We start from the raw sequence: 25,694 nt of genomic DNA, 5'->3' as shown, positions 1-25,694 counted from the left end.
GGTCAGGCGGCAGGCGGAACGCCGTACTGCTTGCGCCACTCGGCCAGGTAGCGCCGCTCCTGCGATTCCCAGTGCGCATCGTCCCAGCCGAGCTCCGGCTGGCACATGGCGCGGATGCGCGCCATCTGGTCGATGCCGCCGTTAGGCAGCTGGATGCCGAGCCGGGTGCGGCGCAGCAGCAGGTCGTCCAGCTGGAAGACCTGCTCGCAACGTGCGGCCCAGCGCAGCTCGGCCCACAGCGTCTGCGTGCCCGGGATGCATTCCAGCTCGCCCTGGCGCGCCGCGAGCAGCAGCGGCTTGGCCTGGGCGCCATAGCGGCCGGCCAGCCGGCGCAGCACACCGGACGGCAGGTCGTGGCGTGCCGGCACCGAGACCCGCGCGAACACCGGCCCGCGCTCGGGACGCAGCTGCCAGCCGGGCAGCTGCTGCGACACGTGGCGCAGCACGTCGAGGGCGATCGAACGGAAGGTGGTCAGCTTGCCGCCGGCCACCGAGACCAGGCCCGGCTCCGACCACACGAAGTGGTCGCGCTTCTCGGACGACGGCGCGCCATGCTGGCCGCCGTCGATCACCGGCCGCACGCCGGCGAAGGTGGCGACGACGTCCTGGTCGCCCAGCCCGAGCTGCGGGAACTGGGCGTGCAGGGCAGCCATCAGGTAGTCGAATTCATGACGCGTGATGCGCGCCTCGGTGTTCACCCCTTCCTCGTGGTCGACATCGGTGGTGCCGACCAGGGTCACGCCCTCCCACGGGAAGGCGAATACGGGGCGGCTGTCGGCCGGGTGCAGCAGGCTGACCGCCTGCGCCAGCGGCAGGCGCCAGGCCGGCAGCACCAGGTGGCTGCCGCGCAGCGGCCGCAGGCGCGGCGCGCGATCGGGCTTATTGCAGGCTACCTCTCCGCCTGCCGCGCCGCCGAGCAAATCGGACCAGGCGCCGGTGGCGTTGATCACCACCCGCGCGCGCACCGCCGTCTCGGCCTTGCTGCGTTCGTCGCGCAGCATGGCGCCGTGCACCTTGCCGCCGTCGCGCACCAGCGCCTGCACGGTCACGTAGTTGCAGGCGACCGCGCCATGGGCGCGCGCCTCGTCGATGACACGCAGCACCAGGCGCGCGTCGTCGGTCTTGGCGTCGGTGTAGCGGATGCCGCCGGCAAGGTTGGCTTCTCCGATATTCGGCGCCAGCATGCGGAACGATTCCGGGCGCTCCCAGTGCGGCTCGCGGCGGCCGGCCAGCATGTCGTACACGCGCAGCATGGCGAGAAAGCCCAGCCGCCGCTTGACGTCGGTGCCATGGTCGGCGAAGGCAAAGCCCTGCGGCTCGACCAGGCCGGGCGCGGCGCGCAACAGCGATTCGCGCTCGCGCACGGCGTCGCGCGTCAGGCGCAGGTTTCCGGACGCAAGGTAGCGCAGGCCGCCGTGCACCAGCTTCGACGAACGGCTCGAGGTGCCCCAGGCGAAGTCCTTCTGCTCGACCAGCAAGGTCTTGAGGCCGCGCCGCGCGGCTTCGAGCAGGATGCCGGCGCCGGTGATGCCGCCGCCGATCACCAGCAGGTCCCAGTCGCGCCCTGGAGGAAAGACGTTAGTTTGATTCATGGCGTCACCAGCTTGCCCGGGTTCATCCGGCACTCGGGATCGAAGTGGCGGAACAGCGCGCCCATGGCGCCGAGTCCCAGCTCGCCCTTCTCGGCCGCCAGCCATGGCGCGTGGTCGACGCCCACGCCATGCTGGTGGCTAATGGTGCCGCCGCAGCCGACGATCGCGCTCGAGACCCGGTCCTTGAGCTGGCGCCAGCGCGCCAGGTCGGCCTGGTAGTCGCCCGCCAGCCGGTAGACGAAGGTCGAATACACGCTGGCGCCCTGCGGATACAGGTGCGACAGGTGGGTATAGGCGTGCACGCGTTCGCCGAAGGCTTCCAGCGCGGCCGCCGCGGCCTGCTCGATCGCCGTCACCGCCGACGTCACGTGCGGCCAGTCGAGCGCCGTCTCGACCGTGTCGATCGCATAGCCCTGCTCCCAGGCCGCATTGCGCAGGTAGACGCTGCGGAAGCGGTTGCGGCGCCAGCGTTCGCCCAGCGCGCGTCCGACGTGCACGCCGCGCTGGCGCCGCGCCAGGGCCACCGCCGCGCGCAGCGCCTCGCGCGCCTGGCCCCTGGCGCCGCTGGCGCCGACCAGCAGCATGCATTTGGACTGGCCGCAACCGCGCCAGCCCAGGTAGCGCTCCAGCAGCGCAACCTGGCGGGCGTGGCCGGCCAGCGCCAGCATGGTGACCGTCTCGCCGGCGTTCGACAGGCGCAGCATCGACAATCCCAGGCGCGCCTGGGCCAGCGTCCGCGCCGCCTGCAGCGCGTGTTCCCAGTCGGGGAAGAACAGCGCGTGGAAGGCTTCGTGCTCGGGCAGGCGGTTGATGCGCACCGCGGCATGGGTCAGCACGCCTATGCGGCCTTCGGAACCGAGCACCATCTCGCGCAGGTCGATGCCGCTGCTCGAGGCTGGGAAGGTCGGGATGTCGAGGGTGCCGGACGGCGTCTCGATGCGCCCGCCCGCGAACATCTGCTCGATGCGGCCGTAGCGCAGCGACTGCTGTCCCGACGAGCGAGTGGCGATCCAGCCCCCGAGCGTGGAGTATTCGAACGACTGCGGATAATGGCCCAGGGTATAGCCATGGGCGCGCAGCTGGGCTTCGAGATCGGCGCCGGACACGCCGGCGCCGAAGCAGGCCAGCTGCGCCTCGCGGTCGAGCGAGATCATGGCGCGCATGCGGCCCATGTCGATGGAGAGGCTCGGGCGCAGGCCGCCGTTGGAGCTGCGGCCCACGTCGAGGTGGCCGGCCACGCTGGTGCCGCCGCCGTAGGGGATCACCACCGCATCGTGGCGGGCGGCGAAGCCCAAGAGCTCGCGCACCTGGGCGCCGGATTCGGGAAAGGCCACGCCGTCGGGCACATTGCCCAGGCGGCCGTGGCGCAGGCGCAGCCAGTCCGGCAGGCTCTGGCCGAGGGCGTGGCGCGCGCGCGTGGCGCTGCTGGTATCGATCAGGGGATGGGGCGGCAGGCGGCCCGGCGGCAGGCCGGCGCAGGCTTGTTCGAAGGTCGCGTCCTGCGGAGCCGTGCCCCGGCCCAGCCGTGCGCCGAGGAAGGCTCTGGCCTCCCCTTCCAGCTGCACCGTAATCGACTCGTCACCCCAACCGTTCCAACGCCGCATCAATGACTTTCCGTTATACTGCAAGTTGTTCTTTTTGCCAGCCCGGTATCACTACAGGTATCACCTCAGGTAACACGTTAAAGACGCTCCCGCCAATCGTATTGCGCTTTCATGACACAGCCTTGCTCAATCACGCCACCGCCCGCCATGGACGCCCGCGTGACCGGTTCCTACCTGCAGCCTCTACTGGAAACCGCCCTCGAGCGCGGCCTTACCCTTCCTGCATTGGCCGAGGCCGCCGGCATGGCGCCCGATGCCCTGGATCCGCTGCCCGAGAGACTGTCCGCACGACGCTACATCGGCCTGCTCGAAGCCGGCGCGCGCCTGGCGAACGACCCATTCTTCGGCCTGCACGTGGGCGAGAAGGCGCGTCCGGCCACCTATAGCGCCTACGGCATGCTGCTCCTGGCCTGCAGCAGCTTCGGCCATGCGCTGGAGCTGACCCAGCGCTACGAATCGCTGGCCCACGACCTGGGCCGCAGCGGCCTGGCGCTCCACGGCGCCCAGGCGCACTACGAATGGATCAGCCACTACCCCGACGCCACCCGGCACCTGGTGGAAAGCGTGTTCGCGGGCATCCGCGTGTTCGGCGGCTGGCTGGCCGGGCGGCCCCTGATGCCGCTGGCGCTGCGGGTCCGGCATGCCGACCCGGGCCACGGCAGCGCCGAATACCTGCGTGTGCTGGGCATCGCGCCGGAGTTCGGTGCGCCACTGAACTGCGCCGTCGTCGATGCCGCCCTGCTGGCGATGCCGGTACCGAACGCCGATACCAGCCTGTACCCGCTCCTGCTGCATCACGCCGAACGGCTGCTCGAAGAACGCGCCGCCCGGGTCGACCCGATCGTGGCGCGGGTGCGGGCCGCGCTGCTGCCGCGCCTGAACAGCGGCGAGGCGCGGCTGGCGCCGGTGGCGGCCGAGCTCGGGCTGTCGACCCGCACCCTGCAACGCAAGCTGGCCGACGCCGGTTCGAGCTTCCAGCAGGTGCTCGATGCGGTGCGCTACGGCCTGGCCCAGGACTACCTGCGCCGGCGCGAGCTGGGCCTGGTCGATATCGCCTTCCTGCTCGGCTTCCAGGAGCAGAGCGCGTTCACCCACGCGTTTCGCGAATGGAGCGGCATGAATCCGGGGGCATGGCGCGAACAGGCCGCATGAATCGGCTTCGATGATCGGTCCGGATGACTGGACCGGCAATGATTTTGCTGCAACAATTCGCGAATGAGTATCATTTCCCGATTCCAGGCATGGCTGCGCGCGGCACTTCTCGTACTATCGTGCGCCATCGCCCCGGCCGCCCTCGCCCTTGACCCGACCATCGCGCTGGACGGCTATCGCCATGAGCGCTGGGGCGAGCTGGAAGGCGCGCCGCGCTATGTCGATGCGCTGGCGCGCAGCCAGGACGGCTGGCTGTGGGTCGGCAGCCGCTACGCCGGACTGCTGCGCTTCGACGGCCTGCGCTTCCTGCCGTTCGAAACGGCCGACGGCAGCCGCCTGCAGAACACCGGCATCAGCGCGCTGCGGCCCGGGCCCGACGGCGAGCTGTGGATCGGCCACGGCAGCGGGGGCATGAGCGTGCTGCGCAAGGGGCGCTACCGGCACCTGATCACACCCGAACAGCGCGGCAGCGTATTCGCCATTTCACTCGGCGCCGATGGCGCGCCCTGGATCGCCAGCTGGCGCGGCCTGTTTCGGGTCGACGGCGATCGCGCCGTGCGCGTCGGCCCTGAACTCGGCTATGACGGCGCCCGCGCCGAATACGTGCTGGCCGACGGCGCCGGCCGGGTCTGGGCCACCAACGGCGCGGCGCTCTACCTGCGCGAGGCCGGCGCGACGCGGTTTCATCGACTGCGCCCGGTGCGAGGCGATGCGATGCTGCTCGAGGCGCGCGATAGCAGTGTATGGCTGGTGCTCGGCAAAGAGTTCGAGCAGGTGGCGCCGCCCTCGCCGCGCCGCGTTCCTGCGCAACCCGGCAACACCAACACCTACCAGTCGCTGTTCGACCGCGACGGCAACGTCTGGTCCGGCAACTGCCCGGTCGGCATTTGCGTGCTGCGCCCGGCCGACTGGCAGCGCGGCGAGCGTTTCACGCCGGTGGGCGCCGCCGAGCGGCTCGACCAGGCGTGGCAGATGACCAGCCTGTCGGTGCTGGCGCTGATGGAAGACGGCGACGGCAGCATCTGGGTCGGCACGCCCTCGGGCCTGGAGCGGCTGCGCGACCACGCAGTGCACATGGTGCCGCAACTGCTCGACCGCGGCATCTCCCACCCCGCCCGGCACCCGGACGGCGGGATCGTCGCGGCGCGGGCCCAACGGCTGGACGATACGGCCGGCCTGGTGCGCATCGAGAACGGCAAGGCGAGCGGCCTGCCCGACGCTATCGCGACCCACGTGCTCGACCGTGCGCCGGACGGCACGCTGGTGCTCGGCGGTCGCCACGGCATCGAGCGCCATGGCCGCACCGGCGTCGAGCGCATCCCGCTGCCGCCCGCGGTCAGCGCGGCCGCGGACAGCATCCGGCCCCGGAGCCTGGCGGCCGGCAATGACGAAGTCTGGCTCTGGACCGGCCGCATGGGCGCATGGCATTACCGCAACGGCGCCTGGACCCGGCCGCCTGTCAAGGAAGACCATCCCCAGAAAGTGGCCTTCGACGCTGCGGGCCGCAGCTACCTGGGCCTGCCCGGCAACCGCCTGCGCATCGTCGACGGCAGCGCGGTGCGCGAATACGGCGCCCAGGAAGGGCTGGAGGTCGGCAAGTTCAGCCTGATCGTGCCGGGCAAGCCCTTGCTGGTGTCGGGCGAGGACGGCATGCAGGTCCTGCAAGGCAACCGCTTCCGGCGCCTCGCCGTCGCCGCGCCGGACGGCATCGGCGCGGCCAGCGGAATCGTCACCGACGCCGCCGGCGTACGCTGGATCAACGCCGCGCGCGGCATCTACCGCGTCACGCCCGAGGACTGGACGCGCTCGATGAACGACCCCGGCATCGCGCTGCGCGGCCGGCTGTTCGATGCCGCCGACGGCTACCTGGGCGGCGGCGTGTCGGGCCTGCTGTCGCGCACGGCCGCGGTGGCCGGCGACGGCACGCTGTGGTTCGCCGGCGAGCGCGGCCTGGCCTGGATCGATCCGCGCAAGACGTCCCCCAATCCCGTGACGCCCGCGGTCGAGGTGCTGGCCGTATCGAGCGGCACGCGCCACTATGGCGTAGGCACGGGATTGGCACTCGACCAGGGCACCGAGAACGTGCAGATCGACTACACGGCGCCCAGCCTGCGCATGCCGCAGAAGGTCAGCTTCCGCTATCGCCTTGCGGGCGGCCAGGAGTGGGAGGAGGCCGGAACGCGGCGCAGCGCCTTCTTCCAGCGGCTGCGGCCCGGCAACCACACCTTCGAGGTGATGGCCATCAACGAGAGCGGCGTGGCGGGCTCGGTCACGACCCTGGCATTCCATATCCCGCCACGCTGGTTCCAGACCTGGTGGTTCCTTGCCGCCTGCGTGCTGGCCTTCCTGCTCATGCTCGCGTGGGCCTACCGGCTGCGCACCCGCCACCTGGCCGAGCGCATCGAAGGCGAGCTGATGGCGCGCATGCGCGAGCGCGAATCGATCGCCCGCTCGCTGCACGACACCTTCCTGCAGGGCGTGCAGGGCATGCTGTTGCGGATGCACTCGGTGCTGACCGGGCTGCCGCCCGACAGCCCGGCGCGCGCCGAGTTCGAGCGGGTGCTGGAGAGCGCGGAACAGGTGCTGGAAGAAGGCCGCGACGAAGTCCAGGGCCTGCGCCAGGGTTTTGCCAACGTCGATGCGTTTTGGCAGGGCCTGCTGCGCGACGTGGATCTGATTCTCCCCGGCGGCAGCGGGCGCCTGGCCCTGGCGGCGGCGCCGGGATCGGTCGAGCGCCTGCCGGTGCGCCTGCGCCGCGACGTGCACGCGATCGTGCGCGAAGCCCTGCTCAACGCGCTGCGGCACACGCCTGGCGCCGTCCGGCTCAGCGCCGATACCGGCCAGCGCGGCCTGGCGCTGACCGTCAGCGACGATGGCGCGGGCGGATCCGCCATGGACAAGGCCGGCCACTTCGGCCTGCAAGGCATGCGCGAGCGCGCCACCCAGATCGGCGCCCGGCTGCGCATCGACAGCGGCCCGGCCGGCACCCGGGTCACACTGGCGATCCCGGTCGCGCCCGATCAGGCGGTACAATCGCGCCCTGCCCATTCCACCTCGACAGAAGACATTCCATGACCCCAACCATGACCGGCTACCTGTGGTGCGCGCTGGCCGCCCTTGCCAGTGCTGCCGCCACCTTCCTCATCAAACTGTCGAACCAGCACGGCGTCGACTGGAACCTGGTGCGGATCGCCTTCCTCGGCGGCGCCGGCGCTACCTATGCGCTGGGCTTCGTGTGCTATTCGGTGGCCCTGCAAAAGCTGGACATGAGCCTGGCCTACCCGGTGATGACGGGCGTGGCGATGCTGGCGGTGGCGGCGATCGGCGTGGCCGCGCTCAATGAGCCGCTCAGCGTCAGCAAGATCGTCGGCATGGTGCTGATCGTGGCCGGCGCATTCGCGCTCGTGCGTTAAGACTCGAGGGTCCACGAAATCGGTTGCGGCTGTCGGCCACGGTCAGGCGTCGCGCCGCCCCAGCACGCGCACGGCATCGTCGACCACCGGCACGATCGCCAGCACGCACAGGAAGGCGGCCAGCGGCACCGTGGACAGATAGCCCAGGTGCTTGAAGCCCAGCGCCCCCACCACGCCGCCCAGGAAGAACGCGCCCAGCAGCGACAGCATCAGCATCAGGCGCCCGAGGTTGGCCGTGACTTTCGGCTGGCGCAGCGGGCCGTCGGCGTTCCAGTAGGCCATCTTGCCCAGCTCGATGCCGATGTCGGTCACGATGCCGGTCATGTGGGTGGTGCGGATCTCGGCATGCGAAACCTTGGTCATCACCGCGTTCTGCAGCCCCATCATGAAGCACAGCAGCATCACGGTCAGCGGAATGAAGAAGGCGTCGATCCCGGCCAGGCGCGCGCCGAGGATGCCGAACACCAGCAAAAGGACGGCCTCGAGCAACAGGGGCAGCGCAAAGCCGCTATGCAGGCCGCGGCGCCGGATATAGTTGACGAGGATGGCGGTGCAGGCCGCGCCGAGCAGGAAGCTGAGCAGCGCGCCGAGCGCGGCCAGCACCAGGTCGGTGTCGCCCAGTACCAGGTGGTCGGCCGCGCTGGAGACGATGCCGGTCATGTGCGAGGTATATTCGCGCACCGCGAGAAAGCCGCCGGCATTGATCGCCCCGGCGACGAAAGCCAGCGCCACGCCCAGGTGCCGGTTGGCGCCGGGAGTACGTTCATGTCCTGTCAGGCTGCGCGCGTAACTGATCGGCACGGCGGATGGCTCTCCGGATGAAATCGCTGGTTGGTGTGTGATTAATGTTACCGCAAATCACTTGCCGCACGCTCGAACGTTCTTCCATTCATAGAGCTATAATAAAAAATTATCGAAAAGCGCACACCCCTGTGCGCCCAAGACTGCCGTGAATCCCCATCTCGACAAGCTCCATCCTTACCCGTTCGAAAAGCTGCGCCAGCTGTTTGCCGGCGTCACTCCGAACCCGGCCTATTCCGCGATCAGCCTGGGCATCGGCGAACCGAAGCATCCGACGCCGGCCTTCATCGAAAAAGCGCTGACGCATTCGGTGGCCGGCCTGGCCAACTATCCGAGCACGGTGGGCGGCGAGCCCCTGCGCGCGGCCATCGCCGGCTGGCTGGAACGCCGCTACGGCATCCCGGCGCTGGACCCGGCCACCATGGTGCTGCCGGTGAACGGTTCGCGCGAGGCGCTGTTCGCGATCGCCCAGTGCATGATCGACGCCTCCAGGCCGGATGCGCTGGCGATGTGCCCGAACCCGTTCTACCAGATCTACGAAGGCGCGGCCTACCTGGCCGGCGCCACGCCGTACTTCGTCAATTCCGAACCCGCGCGCAACTTCGCGCCGGATTACGGCAGCGTGCCCGACGACGTGTGGCCGCGCGTGCAGCTGCTCTACGTCTGCTCGCCCGGCAACCCGACCGGGGCCACCCTGGGCCTGGACGACTGGCGCCAGCTGTTCGAGCTGGCCGACCGCTGGGGCTTCTTGATTGCGGCCGACGAGTGCTATTCGGAGATCTATACCGGCGCCGCCCCGCCGCTGGGCGCGCTGGAAGCGGCGCATCAACTGGGCCGCAGCGGCGGCGAGCAACCGTACCGCAACCTGATCGTGTTCTCGAGCCTGTCGAAGCGCTCGAACGTGCCGGGCATGCGTTCCGGTTTCGTGGCCGGCGATCCCATCGCGATGAAGAAATTCCTGCTCTACCGCACCTATTGCGGCGGCGCGATGTCGCCGCCGGTGCAGGCGGCTTCGATCGCGGCCTGGAACGACGAACATCACGTGATTGAGAACCGCGCGCTGTACAAGGAAAAATTCGCCCTCATCACGCCGCTGCTCAAGGACGTGATGGACGTCGAGCTGCCCGACGCCGGCTTCTACCTGTGGGCCGACGTGCGGCGCAGCGGCCTGTCGGACACCGACTTCGCGCGCCGCCTGTACGCCGACTATAATGTGACGGTCCTCCCGGGCAGCTATCTGGCGCGCGAAGCGCATGGCCAGAATCCGGGGCGCGACCGTATCCGCATGGCCCTGGTGGCCGGCGTCGACGAAGGACTGGAAGCGGCCAATCGCATCGTCCAGTTCTGCCAGGGCCTCAAGTAAGAGCCCCACGAATTCCTGTTTTCATTTCAATAAAGACCAGCATCATGACCCAACAACTGCAAACCATCATCGACACCGCCTGGGAACAGCGCGCCGACATCAGCCCGAACAACGCCAGCGCCGAAGTGCGCGACGCCGTCGCCCACGTCCTCGCCGGCCTCGATGACGGCAGCCTGCGCGTGGCGCAGAAGGACACCGGCACCTGGGTCGTGAACCAGTGGATCAAAAAGGCCGTGCTGCTGTCGTTCCGCCTCGAGAACAACGTGCCGGTCGCTTCCGGCGACATCCAGTTCTACGACAAAGTGCCGACCAAGTTCGCCGACTACACGCCAGAAGACTTCGCACGCGGCGGTTTCCGCGTGGTGCCGCCGGCCGTCGCCCGCCGCGGCAGCTTCATCGGCAAGAACGTGGTCCTGATGCCGTCCTACGTCAACATCGGCGCCTACGTCGATGAAGGCACGATGGTCGACACCTGGGCCACCGTCGGCTCCTGCGCCCAGATCGGCAAGAACGTCCACCTGTCGGGCGGCGTCGGCATCGGCGGCGTGCTGGAACCGATGCAGGCCAATCCGACCATCATCGAAGACAACTGCTTCATCGGCGCGCGCTCGGAAATCGTCGAAGGCGTGATCGTCGAAGAGAACTCGGTGATCTCGATGGGCGTGTACATCGGCCAGTCGACCAAGATCTACAACCGCGAAACCGGCGAAGTCACCTACGGCCGCGTGCCGTCGGGTTCGGTCGTGGTGTCGGGCAGCCTGCCCTCGACCGATGGCAAGTACAGCCTGTACTGCGCGGTGATCGTCAAGCGCGTGGATGCGCAGACGCGTTCGAAGACCGGGATCAACGAGCTGCTGCGCGGCGTTTAAGCTGGTTGAACGCGTTGGCGGCCCTGCCGCCGACGCGTCTAACCGGCCCTGAAATATCCGAAACAAAAACGGAGACGATGCGATGGCCATGGACCGCCTGTTCCAGCTGATGAAAGAGAAGAACGCTTCCGACATGTTCTTCGCCGTGAACTCCCCGGTGCACATCAAGATCAACGGCGCCCTCATCCCCATCAACCAGCACCGTCTCGAACCCGAGAACATCCTGTCGCTGCTGTCCGAGGTCGCCACCCCGGAACAGCTGCTCGAACTCGAACGCGACAACGAACTGAATATGGGCGTGTCGGTCCCCAACCTGGGGCGCTTCCGCCTGTCGGCCTTTCGCCAGCGCGGCTCGATCTCGGCCGTGTTCCGCTTCGTGCCGGCCGACATCCCGCCACTGGGCGGGCTGGGACTGCCGCCCGTGCTGTCCGAACTGATCATGGAAAAGCGCGGCCTGCTGCTGGTGGTCGGCGCCACCGGCTCCGGCAAGTCGACCACCATCGCCGCCATGCTCGACCATCGCAACGAGCACCGCGCAGGCCACATCCTGACGCTCGAAGACCCGATCGAATACCTCTTCAAGAACAAGAAATCGATCGTCAACCAGCGCGAGATCGGCAGCGACGCCAGCAGCTTCGGCATCGCGCTGAAGAACTCGATGCGCCAGGCGCCTGACTGCATCCTGATCGGCGAGATCCGCGACCGCGAGACGATGGCCGCGGCGCTGGCCTATGCCCAGTCGGGCCATCTGGTGCTGGCCACCCTGCACGCCAACAACAGCTACAACGCGCTGAACCGCATCATCAGCTTCTACCCGATGGAAAACCGCGGCGCCCTGCTGCAAGACCTGGCCTCGAGCGTCAAGGCGATCGTGTCGCAGCGGCTGGTGAAGTCCGCGGCGGGTGGTGTGCGCCAGGCGGCGGTCGAAGTGATGCTCAACACGCGCTACATCGCCGACCTGATCGAAAAAGGCGAGATCGGCCAGATCAAGGAAGCGATGGACAAGAGCCTGTCGCCCGGCTCGCAATCGTTCGAAGGCGCGCTGTTCAAGCTGGTCAAGGACGGCCTGATAACGCAGGATGAGGCGCTGGCCAATGCCGATTCGGCCACCAACCTGCTTTGGGTGCTCAACAATGGGCCGGACAGCCAGGTCCAGCAGGAAGAGCAAAAGAAGCCGAGCGAGCCGCAGGGCGCCTCGTTCACCGAATTCACGCTCAATTCCTGACCCAGCGCCAGGCGGCGCACCCGTGCGCCTCATCTGTGTACAATCGGCCCTGAATGACCTTGTGCGCTCGCGCGCGCATACACTATCCTCACGCCTTTTCGAACGACCACGCCGCCCCGGCGGCCAAGATTGCCCATGACTACGACTCTCTACGGAATTCCCAACTGCGACACCGTCAAGAAGGCCCGCACCTGGCTGGCCGACAACGGCCACGACTTCACCTTTCATGACTTCAAGAAACAGGGCCTGAGCCGCGAACTGGTGCAAGGCTGGCTGAAGGACCTCGACTGGGAAACCCTGGTCAACCGCAAGGGCATGACCTGGCGTAACCTGTCCGACGAGCGCAAGGCGCAAGTCAATGATGCGGACAGCGCGACCGAGCTGATGCTGGAAAATCCGTCCGTCATCAAGCGCCCGGTGCTTGCCGGCGTCGGCCCGGTCTCGGTCGGTTTCTCGATCGACGCCTACACCAGCAAGTTCGCGAGCGCCAGGTGAAGCCTTCGCGCACCCTGCTGCTGACCGAAGAGCTGATCGCGCTCGATTCGATCACGCCACACGACAAGGGCTGCCAGCAGCGCCTGATCGAGCTGCTGGCGCCGCTGGGCTTTCGCTGCGAGACCATCGAGTCGAACGGCGTGACCAATCTGTGGGCGCGTAAGGGTAGCGAAGCGCCGCTGTTCGTGTTCGCAGGCCATACCGACGTGGTCCCGGCCGGCCCGCTGCACCACTGGGAGTCGGCGCCCTTCGTGCCGACCCAGCGCGACGGCAAGCTGTATGGACGCGGCGCCTCCGACATGAAAACCTCGATCGCGGCCATGGTGATCGCCTGCGAGGAGTTCATCGCCGACCACCCCGACCACCGGGGCTCGATCGCCTTCCTGATCACCAGCGACGAGGAAGGCCCGGCCGTCGACGGCACCGCAGTCGTGGTCGACCTGCTGGAAGAACGCGGCGAGACGCTCGACTACTGCCTGGTCGGCGAGCCGACCTCGAACCACGTGCTGGGCGACACGATCAAGAACGGCCGCCGCGGTTCGCTGTCGGGCCACCTGGTCATCAAGGGCATCCAGGGCCATATCGCCTATCCGCAGCTGGCGCGCAACCCGATCCACCAGGCCGCGCCGGCGCTGGCCGAGCTGACGGCCGAGGTCTGGGACGAAGGCAATGAGTACTATGCGCCGACCAGCTGGCAGATCTCGAACATGGCGGCCGGCACCGGCGCCAACAACGTGATCCCGGGCAGCTTGAACATCGACTTCAACTTCCGCTTCTCGACCGCCAGCACGGCCGAGGGCCTGGAGGCGCGGGTGCACGCCATCCTCGACCGCCACGGCCTGGATTACGACCTGGAGTGGACGCTGTCGGGCCAGCCTTTCCTGACCGAGAAGGGAACCCTGTCGGACACCATCTGCGGCGCCATCAAGGAAGAACTGGGCGTGCAGGCCGAATTATCGACCACCGGCGGGACCTCCGACGGCCGCTTCATCGCCCGCATCTGCCCTCAGGTGATAGAATTCGGGCCACCGAACGCCAGCATCCACAAGATCGATGAACACATCGAGCTGCGCTACATCGATCCCCTGAAGAATATCTACCGCCGCACGCTCGAATGCCTGCTGGCTGCCTGACCGGGGCGCTGAACTAACACGAGAACAAGACCATGACCAACACCACCTTCAGTACGCCGCGCGACCTGCTGCGCTATGCCATCACCCGCTTCAACTCTGCCCGCCTGTTCTTCGGCCACGGCAGCGCCGAGGCCTTCGACGAAGCCGCCTACCTGATCCTGCACACCCTGAGACTGCCGCTGGACCGCCTCGAGCCCTTCCTCGACGCCCGCCTGCTGCCGGACGAAGTGCTGCAGGTGCTGGCCGTGATCGAGCGCCGCGTCACCGAGCGCGTGCCGGCCGCCTACATCACCAAGGAAGCTTGGTTGGGCGAATACCGCTTCTACGTCGACGAACGCGTGCTGGTGCCGCGCTCCTTCATCGCCGAGCTGATCCCGCAGCAGTTCAGCCCATGGCTGACCGATCCGGAAGGCGTCGAGAACGTGCTCGAACTGTGCACCGGCAGCGGTTGCCTGGCGATCATGATGGCCGACACCTTCGAAAACGCCGTGGTCGATGCGGTCGACATCTCGAAAGACGCGCTGGCCGTGGCCGAGCACAACATCCGCGAATACAAGCTGGAAGGCCGGGTAAACCCGATCGAGTCCGACCTGTACGAGAACGTGCCGTTCAAGAAGTACGACCTGATCATCACCAATCCGCCGTACGTGAACTCGGAATCGATGCGCACCCTGCCGCCGGAATACCTGAACGAGCCGCAGATCGCGCTCGCGGGCGGCGAAGACGGCATGGACCTGGTGCGCAAGATCATCGCCGGCGCCGCCGAGCGCCTGACGCCGGAAGGCATCCTGGTGGTCGAGATCGGCAACGAGCGCGAGTTCGCCGAAGCGGCGTTCGGCCACCTGGGCCTGACCTGGCTGACCACCAGCATCGGCGACGATGCGGTGTTCCTGCTGACGGCCGAGCAGCTGCAGACCGCACAGTAAAATACGCGATTCGCCGGCGCTGATTGATTGCGCCGACTTTCGAACGTCGTCCCCGCGCAGGCGGGGACCCAAGTTTTCTTGAGCAGCCATTGCGTCAAACGTAGCGGCAACACACGCACACTTGGGTCCCCGCCTTCGCGGGGACGACGTGCATGAGCCAACAACGAAGCAACACCCGTTCGACTAAGTAGACAAAATCCCATGATCCGAATCCAGAACGTCAGCCTGATGCGCGGCACCAAGCCGCTGCTCGTAGACGCCGACCTGACCCTCAACCCGGGCGACAAGATCGGCCTGATCGGCGCCAACGGCGCCGGCAAATCGAGCCTGTTCGGCATGCTGCGCAACGAGCTGCATCCGGACCAGGGGCAGATCGACTTCCCCGCCAAGTGGCGCATGGCCTATGTGGCGCAAGAGACCCCGCCGCTCGAGCGCGCCGCGCTCGACTACGCGATCGACGGCGACGTCGGCCTGCGCAAATTGCAGGCCGAGCTGGAAGAACTGGAATCGCATCCCGACGCCGACGCCCACGGCATGCGCCTGGGCGAGCTGCACGGGATGCTGGCCGACGCCGATGCCTACACCGTGCAGTCGCGCGGCGAACAGCTGCTGCTGGGCCTGGGCTTTTCGCTGGCCCAGATGAACCAGCCGGTGGCCAGCTTCTCGGGCGGCTGGCGCATGCGCCTGAACCTGGCGCAGGCGCTGATGTGCCCTTCCGACCTGCTGCTGCTCGATGAACCGACCAACCACCTGGACCTGGACGCGATCATCTGGCTCGAGGACTGGCTCAAGCGTTATCCGGGCACCCTGATCATCATCTCGCACGACCGCGACTTCCTCGACGAGATCGTGAACGTGATCGTGCACATCGACGACCGCAAGCTGAAACGCTACGGCGGCAACTATTCGAGCTTCGAACGCCAGCGCGCCGCCCAGATGGTGCTGCAGGCCTCGGCCATCGAGAAGCAGAACCGCCAGCGCGCCCACCTTGAATCCTTCATCAACCGCTTCAAGGCGCAGGCCACCAAGGCGCGCCAGGCGCAGAGCCGGATCAAGGCGCTGTCGCGGATGGAAGAACTGGCGCCGCTGCGCGCCGCCGCCGAATTCTCGTTCGAATTCCGCGAGCCGCTGGCCGCGCCGAATCCGCTGCTGGTGCTCGACGGTGTGGACGCCGGCTATCCGCTGCTCGACGAGCATGGCGACAAGGTCGGCGCCAAGACCATCGTCAACCACATCGATTTCTCGCTCACGATCGGCCAGCGCATTGGCCTCTTGGGCGTGAACGGCGCCGGCAAGTCGACCCTGATCAAGACCGTGGCGGGCGAACTGAAACCGCTGACCGGTGAAGCGACGATCGGCAAGGGCCTGTCGATCGGCTACTTCGCCCAGCACCAGGTCGAGATGCTGCGCCACGACGAATCGCCCCTGTGGCACCTGGCGAAGATCGCACCGACGGTACGCGAGCAGGAGCTGCGCAACTTCCTCGGCAGCTTCAACTTCCCCGGCGAGATGGTGACCAGCCCGATCAAGCCGTTCTCGGGCGGCGAAAAGGCGCGCCTGGCGCTGGCCCTGATCGTGTGGCAGCGCCCCAACCTGCTGCTGCTCGATGAACCGACCAACCACCTGGACCTGGAAACGCGCGAAGCGCTGACGATGGCGCTGGCCCAGTTCGAGGGCACGCTGGTCGTGGTCTCGCACGACCGCCACCTGCTGCGCGCCACCACCGACCAGTTCATCATCGTGGCCGACGGCCGCCTGCAGCCTTTCGACGGCGACCTGGACGACTACAAGGACTGGCTGTTCAAGACCAAGCTGGGCAAGGGCGGCGACGCCCTGCCCGGCCAGGCGGCGAAGGCGGCCCAGCCGGCCGCCAAGGCCAGCGCGCCCGCGCCTGTCGTCACCGTGTCGCCGGCCGAGCGCAAGGAACAGAAGCGCGTCGAAGCCGAAGAGCGCCAGCGCATGGCGGCCCAGCGCAAGCCCCTGGAAACCCGGGTCAAGCGCATCGATGAGCAGATGGCCAAGCTGAGTGCGAAGAAAGCGACGATCGACGCCGAGCTGCTCGACCCGGCGATCTACGAAGCCGAGAACAAGGATCGCCTCAAGACGCTGGTGGCCGACCAGGCCTTCGCGGTACGCGATCTGGAAACGCTCGAGATGGAGTGGCTGGAGATCCAGGAGCAGCTCGAGGCGTTGACGGCGTAAGGTCAGGCGGCCCGCAGCGGCCGCCTCGGCGACAGCGACATCAGCCGATCGATGTCGATCAACACCACCTTGCGTCCATCGATGCGGGCGATGCCGATCAGGTAGCCCGCGCCCGGCGCGCCCGGCAGGGGCTGCACGGCTTCAGGCCGCACGTGCACGATGCCGGTCACGCTCTCGACCACCATGCCGACGATCCCGCTCGACAGGCGCAGGATGATCACGTCGGTATCCGGCGCCGATCGGCCCGGCCCCGTGGCCGCGCGCATATCGACCACCGGCATGATCACCCCATGCGACAGCGCCACGCCGCCGATGATTTCGCCGTCGGTGGCGAAGCGCTCGAGGGATCCCAGCAGCTTGAGTTCCTGCACGCGCGCGCAATCGAGCCCGTACTCCTGCCCGTCGAGCATGAAGCTGAGGAATTCCCGCGAGGCGCTACTGCGCGGCGCCGGATACCGGGAAACAGAAGCGCGCGGGACTGAAGCGTGGAGCATGCTGGGCAAGGTGACCATGGCGGATCCTTTATGGGTGCGATCACCATCGTATGCCGCGCCCCCGGCGCCGATGTTGACTGTGGTCAACTTCAGCCTTGCGCATGCCCCGCGCCACGGGTCACATTCAGGACACGGCCGGCGCCTGTACCGCGGCCGTGGACGTGTCCCACGACCACGCGCCCTCGTAGCCCGCGTACAGCACTTCCCTGCCCTTGGTGTCGCGCAGGCGCAGCTTGACGTCGCGCGCCGTCATATCCCAGACGCAGCCGAAGTCCGGTTCGTAGGGCAGCGCCAGCACCTGCACTTCGCCCGCCAGCATGCCGATCGCCACCCCGGCCGACCCGACCCGCTCGAAGCGCTGGGCCTCGAACCGTTTCAGTAATTCCATGCCGCCCTGGCGCTCGGCGTCGAGCGACTTGGCTTCTTGCGACAGCCGGCCCAGTTCCTTGAGCGCCGGCGCCACACTGGCAGCCAGGCGCCGGAATTGCGGTTCCTGTTCCGGCGTGAGCACCAGCTCGCCCTTGCGCAGGCGCGGCGCGATCAACAGGTATTTGCGCATCTCAGGCTGGCCGGTCAGCGCTTCCATCGCGCTGCGGCGCTGCGCCGCCAGCTGGACGAACTGGTCCATCCGCTCGCGCACCTGCGCCATCGCCGCGTCGACGCGCGCGCAGTCCGGGCGCAGCAGCCAGACCAGCATCTCGCCCTGCTTCCACGGCGCCGCGCGGCCGATCGCCACGCGCCGCCCGGCGATGGCGCTGCCCTCGGCATGCGCCACCTCGACTTCGTCGCCGATGATCTCGCAGTTGATCGCGGTCTCGATCCGGATGCGCGCGCCCGAGATCACGCAGTTCTCGGCACGCTCGAGCCGGATCTCGCCCTTGGGCGCCTGGATCGTCGCCTGGGACGCGACGCCCAGCACCCGCACCCCGCCATCCAGGTTGCGCGCGCTGCCGCCGACCAGGTTGCGGCGCAGGAGGATGGCGCCGCCGCGCGAGACCAGGTGGCCGTACACGTCGCCGTGCACGGTGATGCTCTCGGCCTCGATGATGCGCTGCTCCTGCACTTCGCCGAATTCCTCGTAGTCGCCGGCCAGGTGCAGGTTGCCGGTGGTCTTGGCGCTGACGCCGTCGCGGCTGACGATCTTGTCGGTGATGGCGATGCGGCAGCTCTTGGGGTCGACGCTCAAAAAGCCGTCCTGGCGCGCCACCAGGAACTCGCCTTCCGGCGCCAGGTCGACCGCCGTGCCGTCGGCCGCATAGGTGGCCAGGTCGAGGTCCTTCGCCACCTCTGGCGCGATCGGGATGCCGTTCAGGTCGAAGCCCGGGCTGCCGCTGGTACGCGGCACCTTGCGCAGCAGGCGCGTGCCGGCCGCCACCTGCGGGAAGCGGTTCTGGAAGCTCATCAGGTCGAGCTTGCCGTTGGCGAGCTGGCGTGGCGCATCGCTGCGATGCAGCTCGTTGGCGACTTCCTCGACGCCGGCGTCCACCCCGGGCAGCGGCTCGAGGCGGCGCGCCACCACGTAGCGGCCGGCCGCGCCGCTCGCGATGTGGCTGCGGATGGCCTCGACCTCGGCGCCGAAGCGAATGCCCTTCACCCACATGTCGGCGACGAACTCGTCGGCGTCGAGCCGGGTCGGGCGCTCATTGCCTTCCTCGTCGCGCTCGAACACGGGCTCGAAATAGTATTCGGCCTGGCCGTCGGCGATCTTGACCGAGCGGTACAGGGCCTGGCGCTGCGGCGTGAACGGCACGATGTCGGCCGCGATGCGCACCACGACCCGCCCGGCCGCATCGCGCGGCAGATCCGGCCCGTGGCCATACAGGGCCTTGACCAGGACCGGATAATCGAGGCCGGCCAGGTAGTGACTGGAGCGCAGGATGCCGTCGACTGCCGCTGCCAGCGTGGTGCCGAGCACTTCGGGATCGGCATACACGCCGTCGTCGCGCCTGGCGATGCAGTGTTCGGGCCCGGTGGATTCGAAGCGGACGGCGGTGGACGCGACAGACACGGCGTCGGGTGGTACGGCAAGGTCGGACACGTTCACGCTCCACTTAGGGAAGTATGTTGGCGACAAATACCCTGCCAACAGTAAGGTGGACGTAAACATAGCATGTTGCGCAAGCTAAATGAACATATGGCAACTAGATTTCTAAAAAGAAAATTTGTTACGCGGTCGACACGGTTGCCGCACGGGGCGTTAGCGGCGAAATCCAGCAAAAACACATCAGATACGCCAGCATGGCGACTTGGGAAATGTCAAATTCCAGAAACGACAACGGCGCCATCGGCGCCGTCGTTTTACATTGCCGACCGCATTTTCAGCGGCGGCGGGTGTTCGGATAGAGTTCCGAACCTTCCTTGATCTGGCGCCGCAGGTCGCGCCGCTCGTCCGGCGACAGCCGGCCGCGACGGCGCTCTTCGCGCGCCGCGTCGGATTGCGCCTCCATGGCGCGACGGTCCTGATCACGCATCTCGTAGACGCGCGGATCCTGCTGGGCCTGCATCTGGTAACGGTCGCGCATCGCCGCTTCGTCGCGGCGTGGATCGCGCTCCTGGTTTTGCGCCAATGCGCTGGCTCCAGTGCCTGCCAGTACACAGGCGATGACACCAAGGCGCGCAAGCCGGGCGAGCCGGCCGCCATTGGCGCCGAATCCTGCTGGTTTGTCGTTGTGCGCGTGGTTCATGGTGTTCCTCTTCCGCGATGCCTGATAAACGGATAAGCTGTGTTGATCACTTGTCGCCAGTGTAGGTGCATACCGAAAGTGGAGTAAGACTAATTGGGTAAAGTTTGTAACACATTGTAATGGCTGAGCTGAGTCGTGCTTCCGCTCCAGCGATAAGAAGTTACCATAGCGACATTCATCTGACAATTCTGGACAGCTCTATGACTTCAACGACTTCGAACAATAATGCGGGTACGGGCGCGTCAGCGGGCCACTCCGCCAAGATCATGGTCGTGGACGACGACGTACGCCTGCGCGACCTGCTGCGCCGCTACCTGACCGAACAGGGATTCCAGGTCGTGACCGCCGAAAGCGCGCCGGCGATGAACAAATTGTGGCTGCGCGAGCGTTACGACCTGCTGGTGCTCGACCTGATGCTGCCCGGCGAAGACGGCCTGTCGATCTGCCGCCGCCTGCGCGGCGCCGGCGACCAGACCCCGATCATCATGCTGACCGCCAAGGGCGAGGACGTCGACCGCATCGTCGGCCTCGAGATGGGCGCCGACGACTACCTGCCCAAGCCATTCAACCCGCGCGAACTGGTGGCCCGCATCGGCGCCGTCCTGCGCCGCAAGGGCCCGGACGAGATCCCGGGCGCGCCGTCCGAAACCCCGCAGACCTTCGAGTTCGGCGACTTCGTGCTCGACCTGGGCACGCGCACGCTCAAGAAGAATGGCGAGACAGTGCCGCTGACCACCGGCGAATTCTCGGTACTCAAGGTGTTCGCGCGCCATGCGCGCCAGCCGCTGTCGCGCGAGAAGCTGATGGAACTGGCCCGCGGCCGCGAATACGAAGTGTTCGACCGCTCGCTCGACGTCCAGATCTCCCGCCTGCGCAAGCTGATCGAGCCCGATCCATCGAGCCCGCTGTACATCCAGACCGTGTGGGGCCTGGGCTATGTGTTCATCCCTGAAGGCCAGCCGCGCTAGTGTTCACCCCAATCGCCCAAGCGCGGCGCGCCCTGCGCTTCGCCTGGTTCAAGAGCGGCCTGTTCTGGCGCACCTTCTTCCTGATGTCGGTGCTCACCGCGGCTTCGATGCTGGCCTGGATCGGCATGATCAGCGTGTTCCAGCGCGACAAGCAGGTGCAGCAGACGGCGGAGCTGGTGGTGTCGGTGGTGACGATCACCAAGGCCGCCCTGACCCACTCCGCGCCCGACCTGCGGCGCGAGCTGCTGCTCGAACTGGTGTCGAACGAAGGCATCCGCATCTTTACGCTGGAAGACACGGACGTGATCGACCCGCCGCCGCACAATCCCCTGATGCCCGAGATCGCGGCCATCGTGCGCGAACGCCTGGGCACCGACACCCGCTTTTCGAGCGGCGTGAACGGCGTGCCGGGCTTCTACATCAGCTTCAATATCGAGGACGACAAATACTGGCTGATGCTCGAGCGCGAGCGCCTGACCGGGCTGACGCGTGAACAGTGGCTGGGCTGGGCGGTGGTCGTGGGCCTGCTGTCGGTGGTCGGCGCGGCGCTGATCTCGAGCCTGGTGAACCGCCCGCTGGCGCGCCTGACGGCCGCCGCGCGCGCCATCGCCAAGGGCGAGCGCCCGGTGCGCCTGCCCGAGAAGGGCTCGCAGGAGATCATCGAGGCTAACCGCAGTTTCAACCAGATGGTGGAAGACCTGGCGCAGGTGGAGAAGGACCGCGCCGTGATCCTGGCCGGCATCTCGCACGACCTGCGCACGCCGCTGGCGCGCATGGGGCTCGAAGTGGAGATGGCGAACCTGTCGACGGACGCGCGCGAAGGCATGCAGTCGGACATCGCGCAGATGGACGCCATCATCGGCCAGTTCCTGGACTACGCCAAGCCGACCGAGGCGGCGACCTTCGTGCCGGTGAACCTGTCCGAGATGTTGTCCGACGTCGGCCGCGAGGCAGCCCGCATCCCCGACCTGCACGTCAAGACCGACCTGATGCCGGGCGTGCACGTGATGGGAAATGCGACCGACCTGCGGCGCGTGATCAACAACATCATCGAGAACGCGCGCCGCTACGGCAACACGCCGGGCACCTCATGCACCGATATCGACATCGTGCTGCGCGTGAAGGCCACCGGCCACGGCCGGCGCGCCGTGATCGAGATCGGCGACCATGGCGTCGGCGTGCCGGCGGACCAGATCGCGCAGCTGATGAAACCCTTTACGCGGCTCGATAGCGCGCGCGGCCAGGCGAATGGCGCCGGGCTCGGATTGGCGATCGTGGAGCGGGTGCTGACCCGGCATAACGCAGGACTGGAAGTGCGTAACCGCGAAGGCGGCGGGTTCATGCTGCAGGTGGCGTTGCCGCTGGCGGCGTGAGCTACAGCTTTCGCTTGTCGCTCTCGTAAACCACGCCATACTGATCCTACATGTCGATGACGACTATTAAGCGAATGGAAAGTCACATGAGAATCATCAATTTTTCCGATGCTCGCGACGATCTCCGGGCTGTCATCGACCAAGTGATGGAAGATGCTGACATCACCGTCATCTCTCGCCGCGATGGGCCAGATGCCGTCGTCATGTCATTAGATCACTACAGCAATCTCATGGAGACTGTGCACCTGATAAGCTCGCCGGCGAATGCAGTCCACCTCGACAAGTCGATTACACAAGCCCGCTCTGGTCGAGCGCAGCATCGGGAACTACTTGACAACGCTGGGGCACCGCAACATGCGCCGCTTGACGTTCATGAATGAGGGCTGAGCGCGTTTTATTTACGAGCCGACGCAACACAAGAAGACACTCAAGAGAATCGCCAAAGGAGCATATATGCTCCCTCTTTTTTGCCGGTCTGACCCGCAGCCAGACGCACGACTGTGTCGCAGAAATTAATCAATCGCCGATCAGACTCGCAAACCGCCCCAGATCGATATTCCCGCCACTGATCAACACCCCGACCTTCTTCCCCTTCAGCTGATCCTTCATCCGGCGCGCAGCGGCAAACCCCAAGCAACCGGTCGGCTCCACCACGATCTTCATACGTTCGGCAAAAAAGCGCATGCAGGCCACCAGTTCCTCGTCGCTCACGGTGAGAATATCGTTGACGTCGCGTCGGATGATCGGAAAGGTCAGCTGCCCCAGGTGCTGAGTCTGGGCGCCGTCGGCGATGGTCCGCGGCGTGTCGATATGGACGATCTCGCCGGTGCGGAACGACTGCTGGCCGTCATTGCCGGCCTCCGGCTCGACGCCGTACAGCATGCAGCCCGGCGACAGCGCGCGCGTGGCCAGCGCGGAGCCGGACAGCAGGCCGCCACCGCCCAGGCACACGAAGAAGGCGTCCAATGGGCCGACTTCCTCGAACAACTCCTTGGCCGCCGTGCCCTGCCCCGCAATCACGTCCGCGTGGTCATAGGGTGGAATCAGGGTCAGGCCGTGCTTCTCGGCCAACTCGCGGCCGATTTGCTCGCGGTCTTCGGTATAGCGGTCATAGGTGACCACGGTGGCGCCATAGCCGCGCGTTGCGGCAACCTTCGCGGCCGGCGCATCCTGCGGCATCACGATCGTGGCCGGCATGCCCAGGATCTTCGCCGACAGCGCGATCGCCTGCGCATGGTTGCCGGACGAGAAAGCGACGACGCCGGCGCGGCGCTGATCGGGGCTGAACTTCGCCAGCGCGTTATAGCCGCCGCGGAATTTGAAGGCGCCCATGCGCTGCATGTTCTCGCACTTGAAGAACACCTCGGCGCCGAATTCCTCGTTGACGGTGCGCGAGGTCAGTACCGGCGTGCGGTGGGCAGCGCCCAGGATGCGCTCGGCGGCCTGGGCGACGTCTTCGTAAGTGGGGAGCGATGCTGCGGTCATGGCGCTATCCTTTCAGTTCACTGCGGTCGGTTTAACGATTCATCCAATATTGGACATATTATCCAATTCTGGATGAAGCGTCAAACCGCAGCGATGTCGGGTCACCTCCTTGCTATGGCCACCAGCGGACGATGTTCAGCACGCCCGTAATCCACGTTTTCCCGGTCTTCCCGATCCTGGGTCCATTGCCCGGCGGCGCGGCCGGCGGAATGTCGCGCAACGCCTGGTCGACCAGCCGGTTGCGCTCGCGCGCCTGCTGCACGAAGTACACCGACGCCCACAGGAACAGCAGCAAGGCCGCGAGCGCCGCCCAGCCGCCAAAGAACAGCAGCGCGCCGAAGACGAAGAACGGGCCGAACCAGTACACGGCCCAGGCCTGGTCGCGCGCGACGTCCCAGGCCGATTCGGCAAGCACGACGTCCGGCGTCGACAGGTCGCGCCAGCCCACGATCTTCTGCCAGTTGCCCTGCTCGACCAGTGCGACAGCATAGCGCGAACCATCGCGCGGCACGGTGTCGTCGGAGAAGGTGACGCTGTAATGCTTCTTGCCGCCGCTTTCGAAGCTGAAGGTGCCTCCCTGCACGTCGAACACGCGGTCGAACGTTACCTGCACGATGTGTGCGAAATCTTCCACTCGCCTGCTCATTTCTCTTCCTTATCTCGAGGTGCGATTGCCACCACCGACCATTGCACGTCGATGCCCGGTGACCGCGTTGCGCTATCGCGCCGGTAACTGTGATAAGCGAAAACAGGATCCGCTTCCGCGGTGTCCACCGTGTGGCACATCGTGCATTCCACACACGCGCCAACCTGGCCGAATCCGGCACTGCCCAACTGCCACTGCACCATGCGCGCCAGATCCAGGCGCCGATGACGCGGCGCTATCACGCGAGGATCGATCGGATAGCGCTCGCGAAAACTGGCGATGATGTCGTCCGACACTTCGTAGCAACAGGGTCCGGCCGTCGGCCCGATGGCGGCAACCCAGTCGCCCGTGCGCTCGCCGCGCCGCGCGAGCAATGCGGCGAACTCAGGGACGATGCCGGCCAGGGCGCCGCGCCAGCCGACGTGCAGGGCCGCCACCGCCGTACCATCTTTCCGGGCCAACAGGACCGGCGCACAATCGGCGGTCGCGATCGCCAGCATCAGTCCCGGCTGCTCGGTGAACATGCCATCGGCTTCGCCGCAATCCTCACCCATGTGCAGGGCGATGGCGATGCGCGTGCCATGGCGCTCGTGCTGGACTGGCCGGTGCGGCCAGTAAGCCGGGAAGCGCCTGCCCATGTCGTCGTCGCGTCGGCCGAAGCGATGGACGATACCGGCGACGGCATCCAGTGCGGGGCTGTTCGTCATGGTCGCGGTCGATCAGTCAGGCGTATGCCGCGTCATTTCCACAGGAGCGGAGCCAGCGCCCATATCGATTGCGCCAGTCGCGACGGCTTGCGCTTGCCCGGCTCCGGCGGCACAGCCGGATGCACGTCCCGCAGCGCGTGGGCCGCCTGCCGGTTGCGCCAGGCAGCGCGGTAGATGAAGGCGCCAAAAGCCAACACCATGAGCCCGGCTACCGGGACCGCCAAAGTGATGCCGAACGGCACCGGGATGATCATGTAATACCAGGGGAGCGCCTGGATGGCGAGCGACCAGGCCGAGCGCTTGATCTCCACGTTGGACTCTGCCAGGTCGCGCCAGCCGATGACTTTTTCCCAGTTGCCCGCTTCGGCAAAGGCGACGGCATAGATCGCGCCTTCACGCGGGATCGTCAGGCCATTGGCATTGACGCCATACACCGGCCAGCCGCCATCCTCGAAGCTGAAGTCACCCGTACGCTCCTGGACGTCGAAAATCCGGTCGAAGCGGACCTGCTTGATATGCATCTGGTCGTAACCTTCCCTACACATTGCCGATGCCGGGAACC

The 25,694-nt window shown here is 66.9% G+C and carries 23 protein-coding genes; 13 read left to right on the top strand and 10 right to left on the bottom strand.

Annotation, left to right across the window (positions count from 1 at the left end; translation table 11 throughout):
• Positions 1 to 2: 2 nt before the first annotated feature.
• Together FVD38_RS10740 and FVD38_RS10735 are read right to left on the bottom strand one after the other, a co-directional pair.
• Positions 3 to 1,592, bottom strand: a complete 1,590-nt coding sequence (locus FVD38_RS10740) for a glycerol-3-phosphate dehydrogenase/oxidase (protein ID WP_147934821.1) — start codon at positions 1,590 to 1,592, stop codon at positions 3 to 5.
• Complete coding sequence (locus FVD38_RS10735) at positions 1,589 to 3,196, bottom strand: FAD-binding oxidoreductase (RefSeq protein ID WP_147934820.1); 1,608 nt, start codon at positions 3,194 to 3,196, stop codon at positions 1,589 to 1,591. Before FVD38_RS10735 ends, FVD38_RS10740 begins: the two co-directional genes overlap by 4 nt.
• A 111-nt stretch (positions 3,197 to 3,307) precedes the next feature.
• On the opposite strand from FVD38_RS10735, the gene FVD38_RS10730 reads away from it, so the two are divergent.
• From FVD38_RS10730 to FVD38_RS10720, 3 genes are all read left to right on the top strand, one after another.
• On the top strand, positions 3,308 to 4,348 hold the full coding sequence (locus FVD38_RS10730; protein WP_147934819.1) for an AraC family transcriptional regulator: 1,041 nt from the start codon (positions 3,308 to 3,310) through the stop codon (positions 4,346 to 4,348).
• 63 nt (positions 4,349 to 4,411) lie between these two features.
• Positions 4,412 to 7,423 carry a sensor histidine kinase gene (locus FVD38_RS10725; RefSeq protein ID WP_147934818.1) on the top strand — a complete coding sequence of 1,004 codons (3,012 nt, stop codon included), beginning with the start codon at positions 4,412 to 4,414 and terminating at the stop codon, positions 7,421 to 7,423.
• On the top strand, positions 7,420 to 7,761 hold the full coding sequence (locus FVD38_RS10720) for a DMT family transporter (protein ID WP_147934817.1): 342 nt from the start codon (positions 7,420 to 7,422) through the stop codon (positions 7,759 to 7,761). The genes FVD38_RS10725 and FVD38_RS10720 overlap by 4 nt, the downstream gene beginning before the upstream one ends.
• Positions 7,762 to 7,803: 42 nt before the next feature.
• Here FVD38_RS10720 and FVD38_RS10715 read toward each other — a convergent pair whose 3' ends face one another.
• Complete coding sequence (locus tag FVD38_RS10715) at positions 7,804 to 8,562, bottom strand: YoaK family protein (protein WP_147934816.1); 759 nt, start codon at positions 8,560 to 8,562, stop codon at positions 7,804 to 7,806.
• A gap of 148 nt (positions 8,563 to 8,710) precedes the next feature.
• Here FVD38_RS10715 and dapC point away from each other — a divergent pair, with 148 nt between their 5' ends.
• From dapC to FVD38_RS10680, 7 genes are all read left to right on the top strand, one after another.
• Positions 8,711 to 9,925: a succinyldiaminopimelate transaminase gene (gene dapC / locus FVD38_RS10710; protein ID WP_147934815.1), complete on the top strand. Its 1,215-nt coding sequence runs from the start codon at positions 8,711 to 8,713 to the stop codon at positions 9,923 to 9,925.
• Positions 9,926 to 9,969: 44 nt separating this feature from the next.
• A complete protein-coding gene (gene dapD / locus FVD38_RS10705) occupies positions 9,970 to 10,794 on the top strand; it encodes a 2,3,4,5-tetrahydropyridine-2,6-dicarboxylate N-succinyltransferase (RefSeq protein ID WP_147934814.1) in 825 nt (274 codons plus the stop codon).
• 82 nt (positions 10,795 to 10,876) lie between these two features.
• Positions 10,877 to 12,019 (top strand): PilT/PilU family type 4a pilus ATPase, encoded by a 1,143-nt coding sequence (locus FVD38_RS10700; RefSeq protein ID WP_147934813.1) that lies wholly within the window; start codon positions 10,877 to 10,879, stop codon positions 12,017 to 12,019.
• Positions 12,020 to 12,154: 135 nt separating this feature from the next.
• Entirely contained in the window at positions 12,155 to 12,514 is a 360-nt protein-coding gene (locus FVD38_RS10695; RefSeq protein WP_147934812.1) for an ArsC family reductase, read from the top strand.
• The gene (gene dapE, locus FVD38_RS10690; protein ID WP_147934811.1) at positions 12,511 to 13,647 is read left to right on the top strand and encodes a succinyl-diaminopimelate desuccinylase; all 1,137 of its coding nucleotides are present in this window, start codon (positions 12,511 to 12,513) and stop codon (positions 13,645 to 13,647) included. Before FVD38_RS10695 ends, dapE begins: the two co-directional genes overlap by 4 nt.
• A gap of 32 nt (positions 13,648 to 13,679) precedes the next feature.
• The gene (gene prmB, locus FVD38_RS10685; protein WP_147934810.1) at positions 13,680 to 14,573 is read left to right on the top strand and encodes a 50S ribosomal protein L3 N(5)-glutamine methyltransferase; all 894 of its coding nucleotides are present in this window, start codon (positions 13,680 to 13,682) and stop codon (positions 14,571 to 14,573) included.
• A gap of 201 nt (positions 14,574 to 14,774) precedes the next feature.
• Positions 14,775 to 16,775 (top strand): ATP-binding cassette domain-containing protein, encoded by a 2,001-nt coding sequence (locus FVD38_RS10680; RefSeq protein WP_147934809.1) that lies wholly within the window; start codon positions 14,775 to 14,777, stop codon positions 16,773 to 16,775.
• Between the two features lie 2 nt (positions 16,776 to 16,777).
• Here the strand turns inward: FVD38_RS10680 and FVD38_RS10675 are convergent, their stop codons facing one another.
• The 3 genes from FVD38_RS10675 to FVD38_RS10665 all read right to left on the bottom strand — a co-directional run bounded on the left by FVD38_RS10675 (position 16,778) and on the right by FVD38_RS10665 (position 19,953).
• Positions 16,778 to 17,287, bottom strand: a complete 510-nt coding sequence (locus FVD38_RS10675) for a chemotaxis protein CheW (RefSeq protein WP_147934808.1) — start codon at positions 17,285 to 17,287, stop codon at positions 16,778 to 16,780.
• A gap of 106 nt (positions 17,288 to 17,393) precedes the next feature.
• On the bottom strand, positions 17,394 to 19,307 hold the full coding sequence (locus tag FVD38_RS10670) for a flagellar assembly protein A (protein WP_147934807.1): 1,914 nt from the start codon (positions 19,305 to 19,307) through the stop codon (positions 17,394 to 17,396).
• Between the two features lie 280 nt (positions 19,308 to 19,587).
• Positions 19,588 to 19,953, bottom strand: a complete 366-nt coding sequence (locus tag FVD38_RS10665) for a hypothetical protein (protein WP_147934806.1) — start codon at positions 19,951 to 19,953, stop codon at positions 19,588 to 19,590.
• A 200-nt stretch (positions 19,954 to 20,153) separates the two neighbouring features.
• Here FVD38_RS10665 and ompR point away from each other — a divergent pair, with 200 nt between their 5' ends.
• The 3 genes from ompR to FVD38_RS10650 all read left to right on the top strand — a co-directional run bounded on the left by ompR (position 20,154) and on the right by FVD38_RS10650 (position 22,674).
• A complete protein-coding gene (gene ompR, locus FVD38_RS10660; protein WP_123067901.1) occupies positions 20,154 to 20,921 on the top strand; it encodes an osmolarity response regulator transcription factor OmpR in 768 nt (255 codons plus the stop codon).
• The gene (locus FVD38_RS10655) at positions 20,921 to 22,294 is read left to right on the top strand and encodes a sensor histidine kinase family protein (protein WP_147934805.1); all 1,374 of its coding nucleotides are present in this window, start codon (positions 20,921 to 20,923) and stop codon (positions 22,292 to 22,294) included. The genes ompR and FVD38_RS10655 overlap by 1 nt, the downstream gene beginning before the upstream one ends.
• 86 nt (positions 22,295 to 22,380) lie before the next feature.
• Positions 22,381 to 22,674 (top strand): type II toxin-antitoxin system Phd/YefM family antitoxin, encoded by a 294-nt coding sequence (locus FVD38_RS10650; RefSeq protein WP_147934804.1) that lies wholly within the window; start codon positions 22,381 to 22,383, stop codon positions 22,672 to 22,674.
• Between the two features lie 136 nt (positions 22,675 to 22,810).
• Here FVD38_RS10650 and FVD38_RS10645 read toward each other — a convergent pair whose 3' ends face one another.
• From FVD38_RS10645 to FVD38_RS10630, 4 genes are all read right to left on the bottom strand, one after another.
• Positions 22,811 to 23,779, bottom strand: a complete 969-nt coding sequence (locus FVD38_RS10645; RefSeq protein ID WP_147934803.1) for a threo-3-hydroxy-L-aspartate ammonia-lyase — start codon at positions 23,777 to 23,779, stop codon at positions 22,811 to 22,813.
• Positions 23,780 to 23,891: 112 nt separating this feature from the next.
• Positions 23,892 to 24,425 carry a hypothetical protein gene (locus FVD38_RS10640; protein WP_147934802.1) on the bottom strand — a complete coding sequence of 178 codons (534 nt, stop codon included), beginning with the start codon at positions 24,423 to 24,425 and terminating at the stop codon, positions 23,892 to 23,894.
• Positions 24,422 to 25,132: a purine nucleoside phosphorylase YfiH/LACC1 family protein gene (locus tag FVD38_RS10635; protein WP_147934801.1), complete on the bottom strand. Its 711-nt coding sequence runs from the start codon at positions 25,130 to 25,132 to the stop codon at positions 24,422 to 24,424. The genes FVD38_RS10640 and FVD38_RS10635 overlap by 4 nt, the downstream gene beginning before the upstream one ends.
• Positions 25,133 to 25,164: 32 nt before the next feature.
• Positions 25,165 to 25,653 (bottom strand): hypothetical protein, encoded by a 489-nt coding sequence (locus tag FVD38_RS10630; protein WP_147934800.1) that lies wholly within the window; start codon positions 25,651 to 25,653, stop codon positions 25,165 to 25,167.
• Positions 25,654 to 25,694 lie beyond the last annotated feature (41 nt).

Source organism: Massilia arenae (genome assembly GCF_008014745.1).
In the GTDB taxonomy this organism is placed as follows: domain Bacteria; phylum Pseudomonadota; class Gammaproteobacteria; order Burkholderiales; family Burkholderiaceae_D; genus Telluria; species Telluria arenae.
This window is presented reverse-complemented; position numbering and strand designations above follow the sequence as displayed.

Bases quoted from the DNA above. Each gene is read 5' to 3' on its own strand.
- FVD38_RS10740 (WP_147934821.1), bottom strand. From the start codon at position 1,592: ATGAATCAAACTAACGTCTTTCCTCCAGGGCGCGACTGGGACCTGCTG.
- FVD38_RS10735 (WP_147934820.1), bottom strand. From the start codon at position 3,196: ATGCGGCGTTGGAACGGTTGGGGTGACGAGTCGATTACGGTGCAGCTG.
- FVD38_RS10730 (WP_147934819.1), top strand. From the start codon at position 3,308: ATGACACAGCCTTGCTCAATCACGCCACCGCCCGCCATGGACGCCCGC.
- FVD38_RS10725 (WP_147934818.1), top strand. From the start codon at position 4,412: ATGAGTATCATTTCCCGATTCCAGGCATGGCTGCGCGCGGCACTTCTC.
- FVD38_RS10720 (WP_147934817.1), top strand. From the start codon at position 7,420: ATGACCCCAACCATGACCGGCTACCTGTGGTGCGCGCTGGCCGCCCTT.
- dapD (WP_147934814.1), top strand. From the start codon at position 9,970: ATGACCCAACAACTGCAAACCATCATCGACACCGCCTGGGAACAGCGC.
- FVD38_RS10700 (WP_147934813.1), top strand. From the start codon at position 10,877: ATGGCCATGGACCGCCTGTTCCAGCTGATGAAAGAGAAGAACGCTTCC.
- FVD38_RS10695 (WP_147934812.1), top strand. From the start codon at position 12,155: ATGACTACGACTCTCTACGGAATTCCCAACTGCGACACCGTCAAGAAG.
- prmB (WP_147934810.1), top strand. From the start codon at position 13,680: ATGACCAACACCACCTTCAGTACGCCGCGCGACCTGCTGCGCTATGCC.
- FVD38_RS10680 (WP_147934809.1), top strand. From the start codon at position 14,775: ATGATCCGAATCCAGAACGTCAGCCTGATGCGCGGCACCAAGCCGCTG.
- FVD38_RS10675 (WP_147934808.1), bottom strand. From the start codon at position 17,287: ATGGTCACCTTGCCCAGCATGCTCCACGCTTCAGTCCCGCGCGCTTCT.
- FVD38_RS10665 (WP_147934806.1), bottom strand. From the start codon at position 19,953: ATGAACCACGCGCACAACGACAAACCAGCAGGATTCGGCGCCAATGGC.
- ompR (WP_123067901.1), top strand. From the start codon at position 20,154: ATGACTTCAACGACTTCGAACAATAATGCGGGTACGGGCGCGTCAGCG.
- FVD38_RS10650 (WP_147934804.1), top strand. From the start codon at position 22,381: ATGAGAATCATCAATTTTTCCGATGCTCGCGACGATCTCCGGGCTGTC.
- FVD38_RS10645 (WP_147934803.1), bottom strand. From the start codon at position 23,779: ATGACCGCAGCATCGCTCCCCACTTACGAAGACGTCGCCCAGGCCGCC.
- FVD38_RS10640 (WP_147934802.1), bottom strand. From the start codon at position 24,425: ATGAGCAGGCGAGTGGAAGATTTCGCACACATCGTGCAGGTAACGTTC.
- FVD38_RS10635 (WP_147934801.1), bottom strand. From the start codon at position 25,132: ATGACGAACAGCCCCGCACTGGATGCCGTCGCCGGTATCGTCCATCGC.
- FVD38_RS10630 (WP_147934800.1), bottom strand. From the start codon at position 25,653: ATGCATATCAAGCAGGTCCGCTTCGACCGGATTTTCGACGTCCAGGAG.